This window comes from Streptomyces griseochromogenes (assembly GCF_001542625.1).
Classification (GTDB): domain Bacteria; phylum Actinomycetota; class Actinomycetes; order Streptomycetales; family Streptomycetaceae; genus Streptomyces; species Streptomyces griseochromogenes.
The window spans coordinates 4,478,944-4,500,423 of record NZ_CP016279.1 but is presented as its reverse complement, the minus strand read 5'-3'; the positions used below and the strand labels follow the sequence as shown (position 1 = coordinate 4,500,423).

At 69.6% G+C, this 21,480-nt stretch carries 12 protein-coding genes, 2 pseudogenes and 1 riboswitch; of the genes and pseudogenes, 6 read left to right on the top strand and 8 right to left on the bottom strand.

Going from position 1 to position 21,480, the window contains the following annotated elements; genetic code table 11:
* Positions 1–64 precede the first annotated feature (64 nt).
* Entirely contained in the window at positions 65–1,705 is a 1,641-nt protein-coding gene (locus AVL59_RS19115; protein ID WP_067305865.1) for an MFS transporter, read from the bottom strand.
* Between the two features lie 515 nt (positions 1,706–2,220).
* A pseudogene (locus AVL59_RS56440) lies at positions 2,221–2,490 on the bottom strand (MerR family transcriptional regulator); the annotation flags it as partial.
* A 588-nt stretch (positions 2,491–3,078) separates the two neighbouring features.
* On the opposite strand from AVL59_RS56440, the gene AVL59_RS19105 reads away from it, so the two are divergent.
* A complete protein-coding gene (locus tag AVL59_RS19105) occupies positions 3,079–4,095 on the top strand; it encodes an AraC-like ligand-binding domain-containing protein (protein ID WP_067305862.1) in 1,017 nt (338 codons plus the stop codon).
* A gap of 51 nt (positions 4,096–4,146) precedes the next feature.
* On the opposite strand, the gene AVL59_RS19100 is transcribed toward AVL59_RS19105, so the two are convergent.
* The gene (locus tag AVL59_RS19100; RefSeq protein ID WP_159399951.1) at positions 4,147–4,386 is read right to left on the bottom strand and encodes a hypothetical protein; all 240 of its coding nucleotides are present in this window, start codon (positions 4,384–4,386) and stop codon (positions 4,147–4,149) included.
* A gap of 8 nt (positions 4,387–4,394) precedes the next feature.
* Positions 4,395–4,838: a hypothetical protein gene (locus AVL59_RS19095; RefSeq protein WP_067305856.1), complete on the bottom strand. Its 444-nt coding sequence runs from the start codon at positions 4,836–4,838 to the stop codon at positions 4,395–4,397.
* Between the two features lie 120 nt (positions 4,839–4,958).
* On the opposite strand from AVL59_RS19095, the gene AVL59_RS19090 reads away from it, so the two are divergent.
* Positions 4,959–5,408: an Lrp/AsnC family transcriptional regulator gene (locus AVL59_RS19090; RefSeq protein WP_067305854.1), complete on the top strand. Its 450-nt coding sequence runs from the start codon at positions 4,959–4,961 to the stop codon at positions 5,406–5,408.
* A 70-nt stretch (positions 5,409–5,478) separates the two neighbouring features.
* Here AVL59_RS19090 and AVL59_RS19085 read toward each other — a convergent pair whose 3' ends face one another.
* The 4 genes from AVL59_RS19085 to AVL59_RS19070 form a co-directional block, all read right to left on the bottom strand.
* Complete coding sequence (locus AVL59_RS19085; RefSeq protein WP_067305852.1) at positions 5,479–5,769, bottom strand: hypothetical protein; 291 nt, start codon at positions 5,767–5,769, stop codon at positions 5,479–5,481.
* A 113-nt stretch (positions 5,770–5,882) separates the two neighbouring features.
* Entirely contained in the window at positions 5,883–10,025 is a 4,143-nt protein-coding gene (locus AVL59_RS19080; protein ID WP_067305850.1) for a hypothetical protein, read from the bottom strand.
* A 2-nt stretch (positions 10,026–10,027) separates the two neighbouring features.
* The gene (locus tag AVL59_RS19075) at positions 10,028–13,660 is read right to left on the bottom strand and encodes a hypothetical protein (RefSeq protein WP_237281551.1); all 3,633 of its coding nucleotides are present in this window, start codon (positions 13,658–13,660) and stop codon (positions 10,028–10,030) included.
* Positions 13,661–14,179: 519 nt separating this feature from the next.
* Positions 14,180–15,397 carry a C40 family peptidase gene (locus AVL59_RS19070; RefSeq protein ID WP_067305845.1) on the bottom strand — a complete coding sequence of 406 codons (1,218 nt, stop codon included), beginning with the start codon at positions 15,395–15,397 and terminating at the stop codon, positions 14,180–14,182.
* A gap of 8 nt (positions 15,398–15,405) precedes the next feature.
* Positions 15,406–15,576, bottom strand: a riboswitch (cyclic di-AMP (ydaO/yuaA leader).
* A 442-nt stretch (positions 15,577–16,018) separates the two neighbouring features.
* Between AVL59_RS19070 and AVL59_RS19065 the strand changes: the two genes are divergently transcribed.
* The 4 genes and pseudogenes from AVL59_RS19065 to AVL59_RS19050 all read left to right on the top strand — a co-directional run bounded on the left by AVL59_RS19065 (position 16,019) and on the right by AVL59_RS19050 (position 21,370).
* Entirely contained in the window at positions 16,019–16,951 is a 933-nt protein-coding gene (locus AVL59_RS19065) for a cyclase family protein (RefSeq protein WP_208870400.1), read from the top strand.
* Between the two features lie 276 nt (positions 16,952–17,227).
* Positions 17,228–18,814, top strand: a complete 1,587-nt coding sequence (locus tag AVL59_RS19060; protein WP_067317473.1) for a GMC oxidoreductase — start codon at positions 17,228–17,230, stop codon at positions 18,812–18,814.
* Between the two features lie 32 nt (positions 18,815–18,846).
* A pseudogene (locus AVL59_RS19055) lies at positions 18,847–19,521 on the top strand (DUF2252 family protein); the annotation flags it as partial.
* A gap of 25 nt (positions 19,522–19,546) precedes the next feature.
* Positions 19,547–21,370, top strand: coding sequence for a glycoside hydrolase family 15 protein (locus tag AVL59_RS19050; RefSeq protein ID WP_067305842.1), 1,824 nt, complete (start codon positions 19,547–19,549; stop codon positions 21,368–21,370).
* Positions 21,371–21,480: the final 110 nt, after the last annotated feature.

The window sequence follows — 21,480 nt, the reverse complement described above, 5'->3', positions numbered from 1 at the left end:
GCAGACGGCACGGGGAGACCGCTACGCCGGGCACGCGACTTGGGGTGTGCGGTGCGCCGGGCGGCTACACCACGGGGCTGCGCTCGTGGAACAGTTCGTCGCTGATGTCCTCCAGTGCGCGGGCGTGGGTCTCCGGGCCGATCCACAGGAAGATCACCGCGGCCAGCAGCAGCGGCACCGCGCCGAGCACGGCGGTGGTGACGATCGACGGCACCGACGCGGCGGCCACCGTGAGGGACAGGATCAGCACGCCGCCGGCCTTGGTCATACCGGCGGCCAGGCCGGTCCCCCGCGAACGCACCAGCGTCGGATACACCTCGGCCGCGTACCCGGCGACGACCGCGACCACGGAGCTGACGCCGGACAGCGGCACCACCAGCAGCAGGGACAGCAGTGTGTGGTCGTGTGCCAGCGAGTCGCCGGCGATCACGAAGCCCACCAGGGTCAGTCCCGTCACGGCGGTGACGGTGACGATGGTCCGCCTGCTCCCCCACGCCCCGTACATCCAGGCGCACAGGACGGTCAGTGGCAGACCGAGGATGGCGGCGTTGCGGATGACGTAGTCGGAGTTCACCGACGAGTAGCCCAGGTGCTGGAGGTTGGTCGGCACCCAGAGCTGGAAGCCGTAGGTCATCAGGCCCACGCCGATGCCCAGCACGGTGATCGCCACCGTCGGGCCCAGCAGTCGGCCGCGCAGCAGCATCAGCCAGCCGCCGCGATCCACCACCCGCCGTGCGGTGTCCTCCTGCGGGTCGGCCACTTCGGCCGTGCCGCCGTAGCGGCGGAGTACTTCCTCTGCCTGCTCACGCCGTCCGGTGGCCAGCAGGTAGCGCGGCGACTCGGGGATCCAGCGGTTGAGCGCGAGGAACAGCAGACCGGTGGGCAGGCCGATCAGCCACAGGATGCGCCAGCTGTAGGTCGGGGTCAGCCGGGCGGCGAGCCAACTGGTGATGACGTACGCGCCGGCGATGTCGCCGCCGATGAGCACCATCAGCCACCCGCGGTGGCGAGCCGGGATCGTCTCGGCCATCAGGGTGAAGGTGATGGGCAGCATGCCGCCGGCGCCCATACCCATCACGAAGCACATCACCAGGTTCCAGGTGAACCCCGGCATCGCTCCGCAGATCGAGGTGGTGACGAAGAGCATCCCGGCCACGATGATCGACGCTCGTCGGCCGATCCGGTCCCCGAGCCAACCCCACACCAACGAACCGACGACCGTGCCGGTGATGCCGCACAGAGGCAGCCAGGACACCGGGATGTGGCCGTGCGGGTTTGCCGGTGACTTCAGCCCGTACTCCTGGGCCACGCCGGGCGCCACGAAGGACAGGGCGGTCGGTTTCATCACGTCGATGGTCACGGCGAGGGCCATGATCAGCACGAGCGCTACGTGCCGACGGGTGATGGGGGCGTCGTCGAGGGTGCGGACGGTGATCCGGGAGCCGGCGGCACGGATCGCGCCGCTGCCACGCGGCACGACCCCGTACAGCGCCGCGAGCAGACCGGCCCCGATCAGCGCCATGCCTGTGATCATGGCGGCATCCGGCTTCATGCCGGCCATGTGGTAGCCCATGCCCCGCGCGGAGAAGTACATCGGCAGGTGCAGCAGCACGCCGATGGTGCAGGCCGCTGCCCCGGCCCAGAACGCCAGCGGATGCTCGAACCCTCTGGTGGAGGGGTGCGCGTACGTCCGGTCCGTCGCCATCGCTGGTCTCCCGGTGGTCAGTCGGCCTGATGCGCAGTCACACACCGGCGTGCGAGACATCATTCAGGCAGCGACAACGTCTGACTTCTCATAAGTTGCCCGGCGCCGACGACCCCATCACCCTGCGTGGCGTCTTCCCGGGTTCTCCCTCACCAACGACGGCCGCCGTCACAGCCGTCACCACACCGCCGGCATCGCCGGGCGCGGTCTGCGCATCGCCGAGGCGACCGGCTGACGCCGAACAGCGCTCGCTGTAGCACTGACGGATCACCACGACCGCTCTCGCGATCGGCTCGTCATCCCCTCCTGGCCACGACACGGACGTGATCCAGGCGGCGAGCTCTCCGGAGAGCGGGGGGACACCCCGACCGACTTCTCCGACATCGCCATCCCCTGCGCTCACATTTCTCGGCGACCGCAAGCCTGCGCAGCGCAAGCAGCAGCGGCTCACCGAGCACGGTGAGCGCCACAGCAGCCTCCATCCTCTCCTCTTGCGAACCGAACCCCTGGAGCAAGGGCAACGCCCGGACGGCGGTGGCCTGCCGCTCGTTCGGAGACCGGGTGTCGTCGTCCACCGTCGCGAGCACCTCCCGGGCCCCGGCCACCGGGACACGGCCGACCTGGATCAACGCCCGCACCAGGAGCAGTCGTCGCAGATGCCCCGAGCCGTAGTCGGCCTGCGTGGCGCTGACCCGCTCACCAGGGGGCAGCAGCCCCTCACGCAGGTAGTACTTGATCGTCGCGAGGGAAACCCCGGCTCTTTCGCTCAGCTCCGACAGCCGCATTCTTCGCTCCGTCGCCGGATGTCGTCGGCGTCGTCTCGCCGGCTCCCGATCACCGCCTTGACGATCAGCGCCACGAGGGCGGTGGCGGCGACGCGTGCTGTGGCGCTGCTGTAGGCGTCCCGTGCGCCGGCCCTGGAAGAGCCCTCCGCGGAGCCTCTGGAACACGTGGGGAACGCCGTTGACGTCTGACTCATGCTCTGCCTCCGCGACGAGTCGCTCTGCCGGGCCGAAGCCCGCGGCAGCGGCGCGGCCGGCAGCAGGTTCCCCCACGATGTCACCTCCCCACCGAACAGGCTTCTTCACAGATGCCGTGCCCTGGTTCGCGGCGCCGCGAGCTGCCTGAGGCGATGAGTTCTCTCCTTCTGCGTCAGCGCTGTCTCGTACCGGACGCGTAGACAAGGGATTTCAGCCTTTGCAGGGCCCGCCGTTGACGGATCATGCAGTGGAGTTGACATAATGTGCAGCGGATGCCGAATAGTGAAAATGAAGGTCGAATATCGACTTGCGCAGGCCGTTCAGGAATTTCTGCGCCAGCAGGCCCGATGACTTCCGGATGAAGCCCCTGAGCAGACGAACGGGCACTACGCAATGAGCCAGGCAACGACGCCTCCATTCGTACACACATGGGACACCCGTGTCGCGCCGCCCGCCCACCGGTTCGACATGTTCTGCGAGCTGGTGGCCGACGACCTGGCGCCGCACCTCGTCACCTCGGACCACGCCCATGACTTCCAGGCCTCCCTGCTCCATGTGGACATGGACCGGGTGCGGGTCTCGGCGATCGACTTTCCCACGCTGAGATCAATGCGCACCCCGCGGCTGATCAGGCGCTCGGACCCGGAGTTGCTGGAACTGGCCCTGGCCGCCCGGGGTGACATGGAGATCGAGCAGGCGGACAACCACTTCTACCCGACCGACGGCGACCTGGTGCTCTACGACACTTCCCGGCCGTACATCGCCAACGCGGTCGCCACCCGCAGCCACGCCAGGTCGGTGGTCCTGCACCTGCCCCGCTGTGCCGTGCCTGTGCCGGACCAGACGCTACGCCGGTTGACCGCCACGCGACTACCGGCCCGGACAGGGGTTGGGGCGCTGCTCGGCCAGCTGCTCGCCGGACTGGTCGAGCAGGCACCGGCGCTCAAGGCGGCGCATGCGAGACGAGTCGGATCAGCACTGTGGGACCTGGCGTCGGCGTTCCTCGCCGATCTCGTCGACTCACCGGACCGGTTGAGCGCAGAAACACGGCAGGCCGCACTGTTACTGGAGATCAAGTCCTTCATCTGTCGCCACGTGGGCGACCCCGCCCTGTCCCCGCCTGCCGTGGCCGCTGCCCACCACATCTCGCTGCGTTCCCTGCACTATCTCTTCGGCCACGATGACATGACGGTCGGCCAGTTCATCCGCGAGCAGCGACTCGGACGTTGCCGAGCAGACTTGGCCGACGCCCGGCTGGCCACGCGCAGCGTGCACGAGATCGGCAGGCGGTGGGGATTCGTCGATCCATCCGCTTTCAACCGGGCATTCCGAGCGCGGTACGGGCTGGCGCCCGGCGCCTATCGACAGCAACGATTCCAGGCACCGGCCTGGGCACCCACCAGTGGGTGATCGAGAGGTGCACGGCCCGGCCGGCGCTTGCGGGACATCGGCGGGCGCCGGTCAATTCCGCGTACTGGCAGCGGCGAAGGCCATATAGAGCGCCAGTAGGAAGGCGATGGTGCCCGGCGCGACGGTCAGTGCGCCGCGCATCATCGCGGCGGCGGCGTTCGCGCCGGTCGAGTGGTGGGTCGAGGGGGCCATCACGGCCAGCAGTACCGGAAGCGCGGCCAGGATGCCGCCGGTGAAGGAGCCGAGGGCGTCCGCGGCGTTCACCGCGAACAGGACGGTCGTGGCCGACACCGCCATCCTCACCGGGATCTCCCAGCTCCGGGCGCGGTCCGGCGGCCGGTCCGCGTGTGTCGGGCGGGCCAGCTCCGCAGGCCGGCGAAGATCACGGCCAGGGCCAGGGCCGCCGTGAGCCAGACGTTCGGGCACACCGCCGCGGCCAGACCGGCTCCGGCCGCGCAGGCCAGGGCCGCCGTCAGTGTCCGTGACGGACGCAGGGCGGGCGCGAACCGCCCGTAGGCGAGACAGAAGGACACGACGACCAGTTGTGCCGCGACGTTGCCGTGCGCGGCACGCGCGGCCGCCGCGCTCCCGCCGTCCAGCCACATGAGTGCCAGAAAGGGGCCGGAGGTCGTCGGTGCGCCCAGGAGGAGCCCGCCTCGGCGCGGGCCCGAGCGCCGCGCGACGACGGAGACGAGTAACACAAGAGAGGGGGCGAGGGCGGTTCGGAGGAGCAGGATCTCCATGCCTGCGAGCCTGGCACCGATAGCGCCGATTTTGGCTCGGACTTCTCGGCATTCAAGGCACAAACGCCGCGGAAAACTCGGCTGTATCGATGTCTGGCCGAGTATTTGTAGCATGGGGTTATGGACCGCATCGATCGGCAGATCCTCACGATCCTCCTTGCCGACGGCCGGGCGACGTACCAGGAGCTGGGGCGTCAGGTCCGGCTGTCGGCCAACACCGTCGCCGAACGCGTACGTCGGCTGCAGGCTTCCGGAGTCGTCCGCGGATACCGGGCCGACCTGAATCTGGCGACGTTCGGGCGCGGGATGGAGTTGCTCAGCGATGTCCGCCTGCGCGAGGGCGTGGACCGCAAGGGTTTCGAGGAGCACCTGCCTCAAGTGCCGCAGGTCGTCGGCGCCATGCGCCTGACCGGGGACTACGACTACCAGCTGCGCATGGCCTGCACCGACGCCCACGAGTTCGAAACGGTCATCGACCGGCTCAAGGCGGACTTCGGGGTACGGGAGTTGCGCAGCCGGCTCCTCCTGCACGAGGTGCCGCTGGGGCCGGACCGCCTCCTGGAACCCTGACGAAGGTCATGGCGGCCCAGGCGTGCGCTGAGACTGCCACCCGTCCTCGCCCGCGAGGGAGAAACCCGGCTCATGACACCGGGCCGGACAGTCCGGGCTGTCGGCAGTCCGTGCGCGGAGGCGGCGGTGTCGTGTCCCCCGACTCCGCGTCGGTGGTGGTCAGTACCTTGGCGTTCAGTGCGCACTCGACCTGTTTCACGCGTGCGACGGGAGTGCTCGGGGTGCCGCCGTCGACCCAGATGGTGGGCGCGTACACCTGTGGCCTGGCAGGCGTTCCGCCGAGCAGCGCGGCATCCACCTCGGTGTTGTAGAGGGACCGGACGAACGTGCCGAACCGGTACTCCCCCGAGGTCGCCGCCACACCGGTCGTTCCGTTCGAACAGTGTCACGCCGTGGCCATGGCGCGCTTGCCGTCATCGACCCCGCGCACGGCGAAACCCGAGCTGCACTCGTTGCCGGACACATGCCCGTCTCCTAGAGCTCGAAGTCGATACGGCCGAGCAGGCCGACGGTCAGGCCGAAGTAGTCGGCGTGCACCAGACGCCGGGCTGCGGGCATCGCCGTACCGTTCACCGTGACGGTGTCGGTGGCCGTGTCCTGGTCGGTGCGGTAGAGCTCGTACTCCTGCACCAGCAGCCGGTACAGCGTGAGCAACCGCCCGGCCGGCGGCGTGACGCCTCCGGCCCAGGTGAATCCGCTCCCGTGGGCTTGGCAGGTGAGCTCCACCGGGATGCCCACCTGCTTCCAGTCCATGTCGTCCTCCCCCACGGTCGCCCGGCCCTGGAGGGTCACGGTGACCCGGCGGCTCGCGGCGGCCGCGGTCACACCGGTGCCGCCGATCCGACCGAGTTCGTTGTACGTCGCCGGGCCGGTCAGCCGGACGGTGAGCCGGTCGCCCTCGCGGTGACCGGTGACCGTGCGCGGCGGGACGAGCTGTGCGAACTCCGCTCGCTCCACCTTCGACAGGTGCAGCGGATCGACCGAGTACGGCTGGTAGCGGGCCAGGGCGAGCCGCAGATAGGGGAAATAGTGCGGCTGGGGCCCCGCGGTGCCGCCGTCGAGGTCCACGTCGATGTCGACGTACCAGAGCCGCCTTTCCTGGTGGTACGTCGGCGCGAAGGCCACGGCGTTCACCAGCACCGGTGCCGTGTCCGGTGATTCGGCGAGGCGCAGGCCGGTGAGGGTCTGCGCGGCGTTCGGGAAGTGTGCGGCCGATGGCGTGGGCAAGGGGGTGGTGTCACCCCAGACGGGATCCACGCCCCAGCGGGTGGCCAAGGTGTCGGGCATGGCGGTGCCCGGATCGAGGATCACGGCGAGCATCTCGTCGTCGCCGGAGGAGAACCACGGTCGCTTCAGGTAGACCCGCAGGCCGCCGGGCCCGCGGTGCTGCGTGACGGTGTCCCTCTCGTCGTCGACGGTGCGCTCCCTGTGGAAGGTCGGCACCGTGTAGGCCACCACCGGCGGCTCGGGGCGGCGTGAACTGGGCACCGGCAGCGCGTCGGTGGCCGGGCCGATGCGGGTGACGTTGGCCCGGTCCTGGGTGATGCTGGGGTGGAAGTACTCGCGGAACCGGGTGACGGCGGTCGGCGTGTAGTGGACATTGCGGTGTTTGGTGTCGCCGAACTCGTGGCGGCGATCGACGTCGGCCGTCTCGTCGGTGTAGCGCAGGTTGATGTCCTCCAGGTGAGTGTGTCCGTCGATCCGGCTGGGCGCGGGCTGGGTGACGTCGTCCAGCCACTCGCTCCAGCTCGCGTCCACTTCGACGTGCCCGCTGCTCTCGGCGTGGCTGGTCAGCAGGCCGGTGACCTGCACCGCGGTCTGCTCGGCGGTGCGGCTGAAGGCGAGCCGGCTGAGTTCGGGCCGGTGTACGGGCTTCTCCACGGCGTGCACGAGGGTCAGTTCGACCCACGGGGTGAGCATCCAGTTCTCGCCGTCCGCGCCGGCCCGGGTGACGAAGGCCTTGTCCTGGTCGGGGAGTTCCGCCCAGAACGGTGACGAGGTCAGCAGGCTCCACTGGCGCAGCAGCGGCAGGTTCTTCGGATCGAGGTAGCAGCTCAGTCGTACGGTGGCGATCTCGCCCTTGGCCAGGAACACCTCCAGCACCCGCTCCAGGAGGCCGTCGTGCCAGTGCGGCTCACCGGTGCCCTCCTTGACGCGCACCTTGAACGGCTTCGCCTGCGGCCACGGTCCGGGGAAGGGGATCTTGCGGTTCTCGGTGTCACCGGGCAGGCCGCGCAGCATGACGCCCTCGGCCAGCACGTCCGGGAGATAGGGCAGGATCAGCCGGTCGCCGCTGTGCAGCACGTACTCGCCCTGCTGGAGGTCCGCTCCGCGCCGGGGCAGCGGCAGTCGGGTGAGCGGCAGCGGGTCGTGCACATCGTGCTTGGCGATGTGGATCTCGCCCTCGCGCAGCAGATCGTGCTCGGTGTGCGGCCAGTCCGCCTCGCGCACCACGGTGTCCAGGAAGGACCCGGATTCGCGGGATGCGGCGGCGAAGTACTGCTCGCGCAGCCGGGCGGGTTTCTCCGCGCCGAACGCGGCGTCGAACACGCCGTGCTCCTCGGTCATCTGCAGGGCGGTCTTGGGCGGCGCGATGTGCCGTTCCGCGATCGGCTTGTACCTCCGGTCCAGGCCGTCCACATCGGAGTGCGCCTTGTGGTCCGGAACGTCCGAGCGCAGCAGGGCGTAGGCGTCGGTGGACACCGGCCGGTCGTCGTCGGTGACGGTGCTGCGGATGACCAGGCGCTCGGTGGACTCTCCCTCGTTGAACGGCAGCAGCGGGAGCACCACGGGCTGCGGCACCGGCTCCCAGCGGCCGTAGGTGAGGGCGTCGGACTGGACGGTGTCGGGGGTGCTCGCCGTGTGGTCGAGGCTGTTGCCCGCCAGGTCGACGACGCGGGCACGCATCCGGTAGGTCCGGCCGTAGCGCAGAGCGGGCAGTGAGCCGGGCTCCGGGGCGAATGCGGTGTCCAGGGGTACGTCCCGGGACACCGGCGGGGCCGGGGCCTGCGGCTGGTTGTCCAAGCCTATGGTCTTGCCGGGGCGAGGGGCCGCGAGGCTCCAACCGTCCCAGCCGAACACCGCCTGGTGTCCGTACAGTTGCTGGTCGTCCGCGGCGTCGACGGTCACCGAGCTGCCGCGCACCATGCCCTCGTCCGCGGCGACCTGGATCGCGACGGGCTGCTGTCCCGGCCTGCGAATGGTGTAGCTGCCCCTGCGGCGCAGCAGCGACCGCCACTGGGTGACCTTGCCGGTGGCCGGGTCGACGGTCCCGATGTCCACGCGGTAGCCGCGCACCAGGTCCTTGGCGGCCAGTACGACGCCCTCGGTGGCCGTCTGGCGGCCGAGGTCGGTGCCGATCAGCCCGGCCAGGTGCTGGTCACGGTCGTTGTGCAGCAGGGTGATCCCGCCACCGCGGGCGGCCGGGGTGCCGGTGCCCACCACCTGGTCGGCGAGCGATCCGATGCCCGACGGCACCGTGGAGCACCACATCGTGTCGATGGTGCGGGCGTAGTCGACGTGCCTCAGGGCCGCCCCGTCCACGTCGAGTTCGGTGAGGTGCCAGGTATCGGGGGCGCCGAGGTTCAGCATGCGGCCGGTGATGACGTCTCCGGTGCCGCCGGCCGACTCGAACACGCTGCCCCGGGTGAAGCCGATCCTCGTCCAGGGACACCTGTCCGCGGCGTTGAGCTGGGCGGCGTCGGCGATCCTGTCGTCGAAGCGCACCCGGATCTTCGCCCCGTCGGTCACTCCGGCGGGCACCGCGAACCGCAGGTCGAGGACGAGACCGAAACGGCGCTGCAGTTCCGGATAGTCGCCCAGGAGGCCACAGGCCTCGTGGAAGTCGACCCGGTGCTCCGGCACCGCGGCGCGTGCGGTCGGCGCCTTGCCCCGGTCGTAGAACCGGGCCGCCTCGGCGAGCGGCAGGATCCGCCGGTCGGCACCGGTGTACACGGAGCTCGTACGGTCCATGTAGACCGGTGTGTGGTCGTCGGCCGCGCGGGGCGTGGAACCGCCGCCGTGCGCCTCCAGCGCGAGCCGCACCGCCTCATAGCCGGTGTTCGGATCGCGGCCGAGGTCCAGCACCCGCTCGGAGATCATGTCGACCAGCCGGTACAGCGCCGGGTGTTCCCAGCCGCGATGGTCGGTGGGCGGTTCCTCGCACAGCAACCGCTCCTGGCGGGCCCACTCCCGGCGGAGCCTGTTCCGCGTGGTGTCCACCGCGACCGCCTGGTAGACCCCGGTCACCTCGTCGTGCACGAGTCTGCCCGGATAGGAGCGCAGGGTGCGCCGTGGGGCTGTGCCGTCCGGCGAGGGCGGTGTCTTCGGCGGGCGGACGAAGGTGTCGCCCGGGAACAAGGTCGTCCACAGGACGGGGTCGGCGGCGGGGTAGCGGCCGGTCGGCCGCAGTTCCTTGACGATCGCGTTCTGCGGGGCGTCGAATTCCAGCCACAGCGAGGGCAGGAGGGCGGCGAGCCGCTGCGGCCAGCTCGCGAAGTACCCGGAGTCGCCGAGCCTGCCGATCTCGGTCAGACGTGGGCTGACCAGGACGGACACCCGCACGGTGTCTCCGTCGACCACACCGTCGGGCAGCACGGTCCACCGAATGCTGTCCATGATCAACCCACTTCCGCGAAGGCAGTGCAGTAGTCGAAGACCGGGTCGATGTGTGTACCGGTCGTGGGATCGACGTACGGCGACATGAGGTCGACGAACGACGGCGGGGCGATGGCCGCGCCCGCGCCCGCGAGCAACGCGGTGTGCGGCCCGCTGCCTGCGAACCTCTTCTCGCAGTGGATCGTCACCGATTCCTCGAAGAAGCCGATCTCGATGCTGATGGTGAGGGTGGCCCGGCCGACGGCGTAGCCGTCCTCGTAGCCCAGTTCCATGTAGAGCTCGATGGAGGCCGAGACGATGCCGAGGACATCGACCTCGCCGCGTGCCCTCAGATAGCCGACGAGTTTGACGCTCTTCTTGGCCAGGTCGAGGCGGAAGTAGATGCCCGCCATCACGGACAGGCTGCCGCTGGCCACCCCGAAGTCCATCGACACCGCGGCCCCGAACTCCAGAGCGGCGTCCAGGACGGCGATCTCCTGCGGAGTCAGCACGATCCCGAAGTAGCCCCCGCCGCCGAGCATCGAGACGGTCAGCCGGAAGGGTGCCTCGCGGCGGCAGAAGGAGAACCCGGCCTGCAGTGGGGTGTCGCCGATGAACGGCACCGAGATGCCGGCGTTCAGCGAGAGGTTCTCCAGGCTGAACACGCCGACGGCCGCATTGGGCAACTGCATCGAGTAGTTGGCGTGGATCCCGGCGCCGTCGACGGTGATGGCCGGCGGATCGCTGAAGCCGTCGAGTGGAATGAGGTTGCGCAGTGTCTGGACGAACTTCAGATGCCCGACGAAGTCGACACCGGTGAACTTCACCTCGACGTCGGGTTTCTGCCCGGCGCGCATGCTGAACCGGATCTGGTCGAAGTGCAGTACGACCGCCTCGAAGTGCGGAACCATGCGCAGCTCGAAGTTGCCCAGTGTGCAGGTGATGTCCGCGGCCTGCGGCTGCTCCGGGTGCAGCGAGCCGCGCAGGTCGGCGACGAGCGTCAGTTTGCCCACCGGCCAGAACACCGCGTCCTCCGCCCTGGTCGGTGTCGGTCCGCCGGGCGTCCACGCCTTGATGTCCGGCTGCCATTCCAGCCGGGAGTTGACGACATCGGGCAACTTGGCGCCGAGTGCGGCGAGTTCGACCGCCTTCTGCAACGCGAGCGCCTGTCCCACCGCCCTGTCCCAGGTGGCGACCTGTTCGGCGATGCGGCCGAGCAGCTGCCGGACGGCGACGTCCACCGCGGCGGGCAGCGCGCTGCGCAGCGCGGTGAGCGCGTCGGAGAACGCCGTGAAGGCGTTCTCCACCTCTTCGATGGTGGTGGGGTCGGGTGACTGTTCCAGTTGGCTGGTGATGAAGTCGACGAGCAGCTGCGCGAATGCCGCGGCGGCATCCGTCACCCGCACGACCGCATCGGCGATCTCCGGGAACTGTTCCTCGATCCCGGTCAGCAGATCGCGCAGCCCGCGCAGGTCGCCGAGAAATCCGGTGACCGCGTCGACCGTCGCGGTGAAGAAGTTCGGCGCTTTGAGGTTGTCCAGGCCGATCTCGCTCAGGATCTCGGTGAGCGGGAACATCCCGAACAGCCTGGCTCCGGCCAACTCCCCGAAATAGTCGAGGGGGTTGAACCTTCCCTGGGCGAGCTTGGCCCACTTGTCGGTGTCCGCCGCGTCGTCGGCGAACGGACGGGCGGGGGTCGCGGCGACCGGCCCGGTGAGCCGGGAGAGACCGGCGACCGGGAAGTTGGGCTGGGCCAGCGCTCCGGCGGTCTGCCCGCCGTCGCGGAAGGTCAGGTCGAAGGGCTCGGCCAGCTCGATGAACACCTGGCCCTTGTTCGCCTCGGAAAAGCCGTTCCGCACATAAGGGTCGGGGTAGAACACCGATCGTGCCTGGTCGCCGCCGTACCCGGTGCCGAACCGGCTCAACGCCGGGACCACGGCGCGTGCCCACCGTACGGTCGGCACGAAGCGGGGGTTGTCGGTGGGATCCAGGTCCAGAATGGACGGGGCGGTGGCCGCACCCCAGATCAGCTGCCCGGTGGACAGGGTCGTGTCGCCCGGCTTCCGGCTGGGCGCGTAGGCGACGTCCTGTCCCCGCACGTCCGCGACGACCCGGTCGACGCCCGCTCTGCCCGTGTCCGGTGGCTCCGGCGTCGGGTCCGACCCCAGGTCCTGGTAGTGCTGGACGACCTGCTGCACATCGGCCGCGTTCTCGTGCACCTTCTTGCCGAGGAAGGCCATGGGCGTGCGGAACTCGACCGCGCGGCCCTCCAGATCGATCATGCTCACCTGGAACTGGAACGGATCCTCGGTTGCGGTCACCGGGAAGAACGCGAGCCTGTCATGGGGTTCGCCGCCGGGGTCGGAAAGCCCCGGAATCGTCTGCGGGGTTTCGAGATCGGGTGTGACCGGGGTGATCAGCCGGACGCTGCCGAACGGGAACAGCCGGTGCAGCCGCTTCTGGTCCTCGTTCTCCTCCAGCCGCCCGTAACTGCGTACCGGCTCCCGCACCATGATGAAGAACCGTTGGTTGAGATAGGCGGCGCGGTCCGGCCGCCCGTGGTCGAACTTCCGCTCGGTGACCTTCACCAGGTCGGCCAGATGGCCGAACGGGAAGAGTCTGCCCCGGTACATGACCCGTACGTAATGGTCGCGGCCCAGCGCGGCACGGTGCCGCCACTCGGTGACGTCGAAACCGACGGGCGGCCGCTCCCACCTGCCGAGCGAGTCCAGCCAACCGCCCATCGCGGACAGCATCAGGTTGTCCACCTGCAGCGGCGCGGGCCGGAAGCCGTCCGGCAGATTGGTGTTGGAGCTGAGGTGCACCACCGAGGACCGGTCGTTTCCGTCCAAGGCCATGACGAATTCGCTGCCCCCGGCGGGCAGTGGGTGCGGGTCGGCGGGGTTGAAGCCCGGGTCGCGTGTCCACACCGCACGGGCCCGGGCGGCAAGCAGCCGGGTGTGCCAGAGCTCGATGCGATCGTCGGGATCCGGAGGCGCGGTGGCGTGCGTCCAGGAGGCCGTCTGCGGCGGTGACAGCAGGAGACGGTAGGGCAGTTCGATACCGGTCCGTGGATTCGCGGCGTCCGCGAGGGGGTTCTCCGGGCCGGGTCCGGGAGTGATGGTCCCTGGCGCGGCGGGGGTGGCCCTCGGCTCGACGGTTCTCGCTCCCGGTCCCACGGCTGTGGCGGGGAGGAGCCCGGCGAGCAGACCGGCGTCCGCCGGACCGTGCGGACCGTGCCGAGCGGTCAGTTCCGCCACGGTCCGGGCCAGGCGCAGCGCCTCGAAGGCATCGGCGGGCCGGCCGGCCTGGATCTGCCGGAGCCCGGCCGCCACGGCCGGTTCACGCGCGGCGTCCACCACGCGCGGCGGAAGCTTCCCCATCGCGGTGAGCAGCCCGGACTCGGTGTATTCGATGACGTCCCCGGCTCCCACGGCGAACACCAGCACGCTGTGGCCGCTGATGCGGGAGGCGACCGGCGGCGGCTTGTGCGGCTCGCTGCCGGATACCTGCGCCCCGGGCTCCGGCAGGCCCGGGCTCACCTCGAGGAAGGCCTGTTCGGTGACGTGCTGCGGTCCGAAGGTGACCACGAGATAGGCAGGTCGGTCCGGGTCCTGTCGGACCAGACGCCGCGCACCGAGCAGCGGTCGGTCCAAGCGCAGGCCCGGAAAGCCGAATTGAAGATCAAGCAGATCGATCGCCCGTAACAAACGGTACGGGCCTGGCGGTTGCGGCGCGCCCATGCGCTTCCCCCGTCACTGAGTCCCCGGGTCTTCCAGACACTGGTCAGGTGTCAGTAATGAGTGTTGCAGAAGCCGTTCGGGCATGTCGCAAAATGCGAAATCGGATCCGAGCATCCCGCCGGTGTACCGATTCTTCGTACGTGCGCTTCGATCGGCAGCACGTCATCTACGCGCCGGACGGGCCGATACTCCATACCATCCGATCCGTTCGAATTTCCCTTGAAATTGATCAGCCAGGGAATTTCCCGTGGCGGCGCACATTCCGGAAGGGAGGGCGCTTGGCCGCGCGGGGTGGGGTGAGAGGCGTGCGAGGTGGGCGCGCACACGCCTCCGCGCCGGTCGACCGCGATATGAGCGGTCGCGAACAGGCTCAGGCGCGCCGGCGGATCATTCGCCACGCCGGCGCGTCCGGCCTTTCATCGCCACCGGTCGTCAGGCCGGGCGGACCACACTGTGGATGATCGAGTCGCCGCCGTAGTAGATGGATTCCTCGCGGACGTAGGCGCCGGGCTTCGGGGCGTGGATCATCATGCCGTTGCCGATGTAGATGCCGACGTGGCTGATGTCGTCGTAGAAGAAGATGAGGTCGCCGGGCTGGGCGTTGGTCAGGGACACCGTCGTACCGACGTTCACCTGGTCGTAGGTCGTGCGCGGCAGGGAGACGCCGGCGGCCTTCCAGGCGGCCTGGGTGAGGCCCGAGCAGTCGTAGGAGCCGGGCCCGGTCGCGCCCCAGACGTACGGCTTGCCGATCTGCGCGCGGGCGAAGGCGAGAACCTTCGCGGCCTTGGCGGCGTAGGTGGAGTCCGACGAGGTGGAGGTGCCCGAACCCGAGGACGAACCGGACCCCGAGGAGGAGCCGGAGCCGGAGGACGAGCCCGAGGCCGAGCCGGAACTCGACGTCGAGCCCGAAGACGCGCTCCCCTGCTTCGCCGCCTGCGCGGCCGCGGCCTGCCGCTTGGCGAGCTCCGCCGCCTTCCGCGCCGCCGCCTCCTGCTTCTGCTTCTCGATCGCCGCGAGGCGCGCCTTCTCCTCCGCCGTGAGCTTGGACAGCAGCTCCCGCGCTGTGGACAGCTTCTTCTGGATGGTGGACTTGGCGGTCCGGAGGTCGTTCTGCGACCGAGTCAGCGTCGCGAGGCTCTTACCGGCCTCCTGCCGCGTCTTCAGGGTCGCGGACTGCTCGGTGACGAAGTCGTCGACGGCGCCCTTCTGGCGCGAGGTCAGCCGGCTCATCAGCTGCGACTGGTCGAAGTAGTCCTGCGGGGAGTCCGCGAGCAGGAAGGTCGCGGTGTCGGGCGCGGCGTCCCCGGTCCGGTACTGGGCCGCGGCGAACATCCCCAGTTCTTCCCGCGCCTTGTTGAGCTTGGCCGTGCGCTTGGCCAAGTCGTCGCGCAGGGTGTCGACGCGCTTACGCTCGTTCGCGGTCTTCTCGTTGGCCGCGTCGTACTTCTCGGTCGCCGACTCGGCCTGTCGGTACAGGTCGTCGACCTTCTTCTGAACCTCTTCGAGGCTCGGCTTGCCGTCGGCGGCGGGGGCGGCATCGGCGGTCTGGGACAGCAGGGCCACCGAGGTGAGAGCGGCCGTGGCGAGCACGGGGGTGCGTATGCCGACTACGCGCGTACCCGTCGGGCGCGACTTGCGGTGCGACGCCAAGGGAGGCGACTCCTTCCATGTTCCGCCTACCGAGTTAGCTGTCGGGTTCGGGCGGGTGGTTCGGAAGGGTTGCCCTACGACCCTTTCCCCGGAAGGGAGTTGGGCCGATTCACCCCAAGGTCGGTGGGTCCCCGGCTCCGGCTGCCGTACGGGCGCGCCGGACTCGGCGGAGGCCGCTCGGCCCGGCGACGTTCGCCGGTGGGGGTCGGGCGGCCTGGCGGGAACGCTAGCCAACTCGTGTGGCCCCTGTGAAGGCTGGTGGGCGATATGCCCGATACATTTTCGTGACCTTTTCCCGGCGGCGTCGTTGAGTGCAGTCAATCCGCCTCGATGCCGTATGAGTTGTCCTGAATTGCAACGCCTGTAATCGGGTCAGTATTCGTCCGGCCGGAGCTGCCCGCGGATGGCCACAAGTCGGCACGCCCTTCCCCGCCCTTTCAGGGGCGATTCCAGCAGTTCCGGGGCGGGAGGCGGGTCCCTCCTCCCGAGACCGTCGGCAAGCCGTCCGAAAAGTGTGGCTTCGCGAGGCAGGGCAGGGCCGAAGCGGGAAGCCGCAGCGTGGTGGTTCCGGCGCGGGCGACTCGGTGTGCGGGAATCCGGCTGCTGCCGGATGGTGGGGAGATGCGGACGTCCGATGCGATGAGCGAGGCCGATTTCCGGTCCCTGCACCGGCGGCTCAGGGACAAGGCGCCCGGCGGCCGCGCGGGCCGGGGCGCCCTGGAGACGATCACCGGGACGCAGGTGCTGGCGGCCGTCCGCGAGGTGCGGTCCGGACGTGCGGTGTCGCTCGCGGCCCCCGTGAACACGCGGATCGCACCGGACGACGCCGATCCGGCCGAGCACCGGCTGACCGCTCCGGCCAGTGGTCACCCTCGTGCGCGCGGCCTGGATTTCGCGCGCGATCGTTTCGCCATGAACATTCACGGCGACGTGGACTCCCACCTCGACGCGCTGTGCCATGTCATCTACGACGGCACACTGCACGGCGGCCTGCCGGCCGCGGACGTGCTCTCACCGGACGGCGCCGACGCCCTGTCCGTCGACCTGGCCCGCGACGGCATCGTCGGCCGTGGGGTTCTCCTGGACATTCCCCGGCTGCACGGCGTCCCTTGGCTCGAACCCGGGTCGCACGTGACCGCTGACGACCTCGCCGCCGCGGAGGCCGAGCAAGGGCTTCGAGTGGGCAGGGGCGACATTCTCCTCGTGCGGGTCGGCCACCGCCTGCGGCGCGAGGAACTCGGCCCCTGGGACGTGTCCGGCGCTCGTGCCGGGCTCCATCCGGGCGCCATGGAGTTCGTGGCGGAGCGGGAGGTGTCCGTGCTCGGAAGTGACGGCAACAACGACACGGCCCCCAGCGCCGTGCGGGAGGTCGGCTTCCCGGTGCATGTACTCGCTGTCCACGCGATGGGACTGCCGCTGCTCGACTATCTGCGGTTCGAGGACCTCGCACCGGTCTGCGCGCGGGAGGGCCGCTGGACGTTCCTCTGCGTGATCGCCCCGCTCCTGCTGCCCTCGGCCACCGGTTCCCCGGTCAATCCCCTCGCCATACTGTGACGGGTGACCCGCCTCGTACGGGTCCCCCGCGGGAAACGAGCTACCGGCGGTGACCCCGCGCGCACGTCCGTGCGCATGGGGTCCCCGGCTGTCGCCGGCCGGTGCGGTCGTCGACCGGAAACCGACCGCGCGCCGCCGCCCAGGCTCACCCGCACAGCCCGACTCGCCGGGCACAGCACCCGGAGATACGTTGGGGAACGGGGCCGGACGGTGGCTGGGGCTGACGTCTCCTTCACCCCAGAAGGACCGGACAAAGCTCCGAGGGTGGTGGCCGGCATGACCGAAGCGCAGCATTACGACGTCATTGTCATAGGCACAGGTGCGGGTGGTGGCACCATCGCCCACCGGCTGGCGGACACGGGAAAACGGATCCTTCTGCTCGAGCGCGGCGACTATCTGCCCCGTGAACGCGACAACTGGGACTCCACCGCGGTCTTCGTCAAAGGAAAGTACCGCGCTCCGGAGTTCTGGTTCGACAAGAACGGAAATCAATTTCCGCCCGAGGTCAATTACTACGTGGGCGGCAACACCAAGTTCTACGGAGCCGCGCTCTTCCGCATGCGACCGGAGGACTTCGGCGAGCTCCGGCACCACGACGGCATCTCGCCCGCCTGGCCGCTGCGCTACGAGGACTTCGAGCCCTACTACACCCAGGCCGAACATCTCTACCTCGTGCACGGCCGGCACGGCGAAGATCCCACCGAGGGTCCTACCAGCGCCCAGTACGCCTATCCGCCGGTCCAGCACGAGCCTCGCATCGAGCAGCTCAGCCACGACCTGGAGAAGCAGGGTCTGCACCCCTTCCACCTCCCGATCGGGGTGAATCTCACCCAGGACGAACGGGGCCGGGCCGTACACACCAGCGCCTGCATCCGCTGCGATCGCGTCGACGGCTTCCCCTGTCTGGTCGGCGCCAAGTCCGACGCCCAGGTCATCTGTGTCGACCCCGCCCTGCGCCACGCCAATGTCGAGATGATCACCCATGCGGACGTTCGGCGCCTAGAAACGGATACGACCGGCCGGAGTGTCACCAAGGTCGTCGCCACCGTGGGGGACGGAGACCCCTCCACCGTGGAGTTCGGCGCCGACATCGTGGTCGTGGCCTGCGGTGCCGTCAACTCCGCCGTCCTGCTGCTGCGTTCGGCCGATGACCGGCACCCCCAGGGGCTCGCCAACAGCTCGGACGTGGTGGGCCGGTACTACATGCGTCACAACAACATGGCCCTCATGGCCGTGTCCCGGGAACCGAACGACACCAAGTTCCAGAAGACTCTGGCACTGCACGACTGGTACCTGGGATCCGACGACTGGGACTACCCCTTGGGCGGGATCCAGATGCTCGGCAAGTCCGACTCCGAGCAGATCCACGGCGAAGCGCCCCGCTGGGCCGGGGCGGTCGCCCCGGACATGCCGTTCGAGGTGCTGGCCCACCACGCGGTCGATTTCTGGCTGTGCGGGGAGGACCTGCCGGTCGCGGAGAACCGTGTCACCCTGGACCGGGACGACGGGATCCACCTCGCCCTCGACGAGAAGAACAACATCGCCGGGCTGGAGCGCCTGCGGCACAAACTGCAGGGCATGCTCGAACACCTGGGCATGCACGAACACCATCTCCTGTCGCGGAGCCTCTACCTGCACAAGGGCATGCCCATCGGCGCCACGGCGCACCAGGCGGGCACGGTCCGCTTCGGCGGCGACCCCGCGAGCTCGGCCTTGGACGTCAACTGCAAGGCCCACGACCTCGACAACCTCTACGTCGTCGACACGAGCTTCTTCCCGAGCATCGGAGCGGTCAATCCCTCGCTGACGGCCATCGCCAACGCCCTGCGTGTCGGTGACCACATCGCGGAGCGACTGCGATGACCTCCCACCCACCGGCCGACGGCAGCACCCTGCCGGATCCACCACTGATCACACCGCTCCAGGACCTGCTTGCGAACGCCGAGCGCGGCGAGTTGGAGAAACAGATACGCCGACTGCTGGAGCAGTACCGGATCGTCGACGTGGCCCGCAAGGTGGTCGGAGTCGGGAATGTGGGCACCCGCTGCTGGATCGCGCTGCTGCTCGGCAGGGACGCCGAGGACCCGCTGTTCCCGCAGGCCAAGGAGGCCGACGCATCGGTGCCGACGCCCTTCGCCGGTGCGGGCCGCTTCCGGTCGCAGGGCGAGCGGGTGGTCTGTGGCCAGCGGCTCATGCGGACCACGAGTGACATCTTCCTGGGCTGGGAGCGGGTCGACGGCATCGACGGCATCGACGGCATCGACGGCATCGACGGCCGCCGACGGGACTTCTACGTCAGGCAGTTGCGCGCCTGGAAGGGCATCGCCGAGCCCGAGAGGATGCCGCCGGCCGGACTGGAGACTTTCGGTGGGATGTGCGGTGCCACGCAGGCTCGCGCACACGCGAGGTCGGGTGACCGGATCGCCATCGCCTCGTATCTGGGCAGCGGTGACGCCTTCGACCGGGCGCTGGTGACGTTCGCCGAGCTCTACGCCGACCAGAACGAGAGGGACCACCAGGCACTCGTCGATGCCGTCCGTACGGGACGGGTCACAGCGGCAGCGGCCTGAGCAGGGGACCAGCAAGGAGACCGCCATGGATCGCTACCCGCCCATCGCCGACCACGGGCTCATCGGGGACCTGCAGACCGCGGCTCTGGTGTCGTCCCATGGCGTGATCGACTGGTTCGCGACACCGCGCTTCGACTCGCCCAGCGTCTTCGCCGCCCTGCTCGACCACGACGGCGGCGGCTACTTCCTGCTCGCGCCGGAGCACCCCGAAGGGACCTGGAAACAGCTCTACTACCCGGACACCGCCGTCCTGGTGACCCGCTTCATGTCTCCGGACGGAGTCGGCGAGATCGTCGACTACATGCCGGTCCAGCCGGGCACGACAGCGGCCGACCGGCACCAACTGGTGCGTGTCGCCCGCACGGTGCGCGGCACCGTGCGGTTCGAGCTCGTATGCCGGCCGCGGTTCGACTACGCACGGGCCGGCCACCGGCTCGACCTGACGCCTGAGCGGGCGACGTTCCACGCCCCGGGCGCGACCGCCCACCTCCAGAGCAGCGTCCCGCTCGAACAGGACGGGCAGGACGTCCGGGGCGCCGTCACGCTCAACGCGGGAGAGGTGGCCGTCGCGGTGTTCACCGTGGGCCCGCCCGGCGGACAGGCGCCACCGTCACCCACCACCGAGGGGATCGCCGAAGACGCCTGGAGCAACATCGACTTCTGGCAGCTGTGGGTGCGCACCTCGCGCTACCGCGGCCGCTGGACGGACATGGTGTACCGCTCCGCCATCACCCTCAAGCTCCTCACCTACGCCCCCTCGGGCGCACCGGTCGCCGCGGCCACCATGGGGCTGCCCGAGCAGGTCGGCGGTGAGCGCAACTGGGACTACCGGTACACCTGGGTGCGGGACGGATCCCTGTCGATCCGGGCCCTGCTCGATCTCGGTTTCGTGGAGGAGGCGACCCGCTTCATCCACTGGCTCGGTGACCGCCTCCACGCCCACGAGGGACCGGACGGCGAACCCCTGCAGATCATGTACCGGGTGGACGGTGACCCTCATCTGACGGAGGAGATCCTGGAGCACTTCGAGGGCTACCGCGGCTCCTACCCGGTCCGGGCGGGCAACGCCGCCTCCGACCAGCTGCAGCTCGACATCTACGGCGAGGCTCTGTACGGCCTGGCCGAGGGCCGTGTGGTCGGCGAGCAGGCGGGCTATCACGGGTGGAAGGGCCTTGCGGCCACCCTGGACTGGCTCGCCGACTCCTGGGACCGGCCCGACGAAGGGATCTGGGAGACCCGGGGCGGGCGCAAGGACTTCACCTACAGCCGGGTGATGTGCTGGACCGCCTTCGACCGCGGGCTGAAGCTGGCGGCCGAGTTCAGCAGGCCGGCCGACACCGTGCGCTGGACCCGTGCCCGGGACGAGATCCTGGAACAGGTCATGCAGCACGGCTGGAACGAGAAGGAGCAGGCCCTCGTCCAGTACTACGGAGGCGACGTCCTGGACGCGTCGCTCCTGCTCGCCCCCCGGGTCGGATTCATCTCCCCCCGAAGCCCCGGCTGGCTCAGCACCCTGGACGCCATGGACCGCGTCCTCGTCTCCGACAGCCTGGTCTACCGTTACGACCCCCAGGCGTCTCCCGACGGGCTGCGCGGCACCGAAGGAACGTTCAGTCTCTGTACGTTCCTGTACGTCGACGCCCTCGCCCGCGCGGGACGACTCTCCGAGGCCCGCTATGCCTTCGAGAAGATGCAGACCTACGCGAACCACGTCGGCCTGTTCGCCGAGGAGATAGGTCCGAGCGGAGAACAACTCGGCAATTTCCCGCAGGCTTTCACCCATCTCTCCCTCATCATGGCCGCCACGACGCTCAATGACGCGCTCGACCGGCTCTGGCAGCGAGTGTGACACCACAGCGCGAGGACGATCACCCCACGGCGCGGTCGGGCCGCCCCCCGGCCGACGGGCTCGCCACTGATCGGGCGAAGATCCTCAGCCGGTCAGCCCAACGCGGGCTC

Excerpts from the sequence above, each read along its gene's own strand:
- AVL59_RS19115 (WP_067305865.1), bottom strand. The coding sequence starts at position 1,705 with ATGGCGACGGACCGGACGTACGCGCACCCCTCCACCAGAGGGTTCGAG.
- AVL59_RS19105 (WP_067305862.1), top strand. The coding sequence starts at position 3,079 with ATGAGCCAGGCAACGACGCCTCCATTCGTACACACATGGGACACCCGT.
- AVL59_RS19095 (WP_067305856.1), bottom strand. The coding sequence starts at position 4,838 with ATGGAGATCCTGCTCCTCCGAACCGCCCTCGCCCCCTCTCTTGTGTTA.
- AVL59_RS19090 (WP_067305854.1), top strand. The coding sequence starts at position 4,959 with ATGGACCGCATCGATCGGCAGATCCTCACGATCCTCCTTGCCGACGGC.
- AVL59_RS19080 (WP_067305850.1), bottom strand. The coding sequence starts at position 10,025 with ATGGACAGCATTCGGTGGACCGTGCTGCCCGACGGTGTGGTCGACGGA.
- AVL59_RS19065 (WP_208870400.1), top strand. The coding sequence starts at position 16,019 with ATGCGGACGTCCGATGCGATGAGCGAGGCCGATTTCCGGTCCCTGCAC.
- AVL59_RS19060 (WP_067317473.1), top strand. The coding sequence starts at position 17,228 with ATGACCGAAGCGCAGCATTACGACGTCATTGTCATAGGCACAGGTGCG.
- AVL59_RS19050 (WP_067305842.1), top strand. The coding sequence starts at position 19,547 with ATGGATCGCTACCCGCCCATCGCCGACCACGGGCTCATCGGGGACCTG.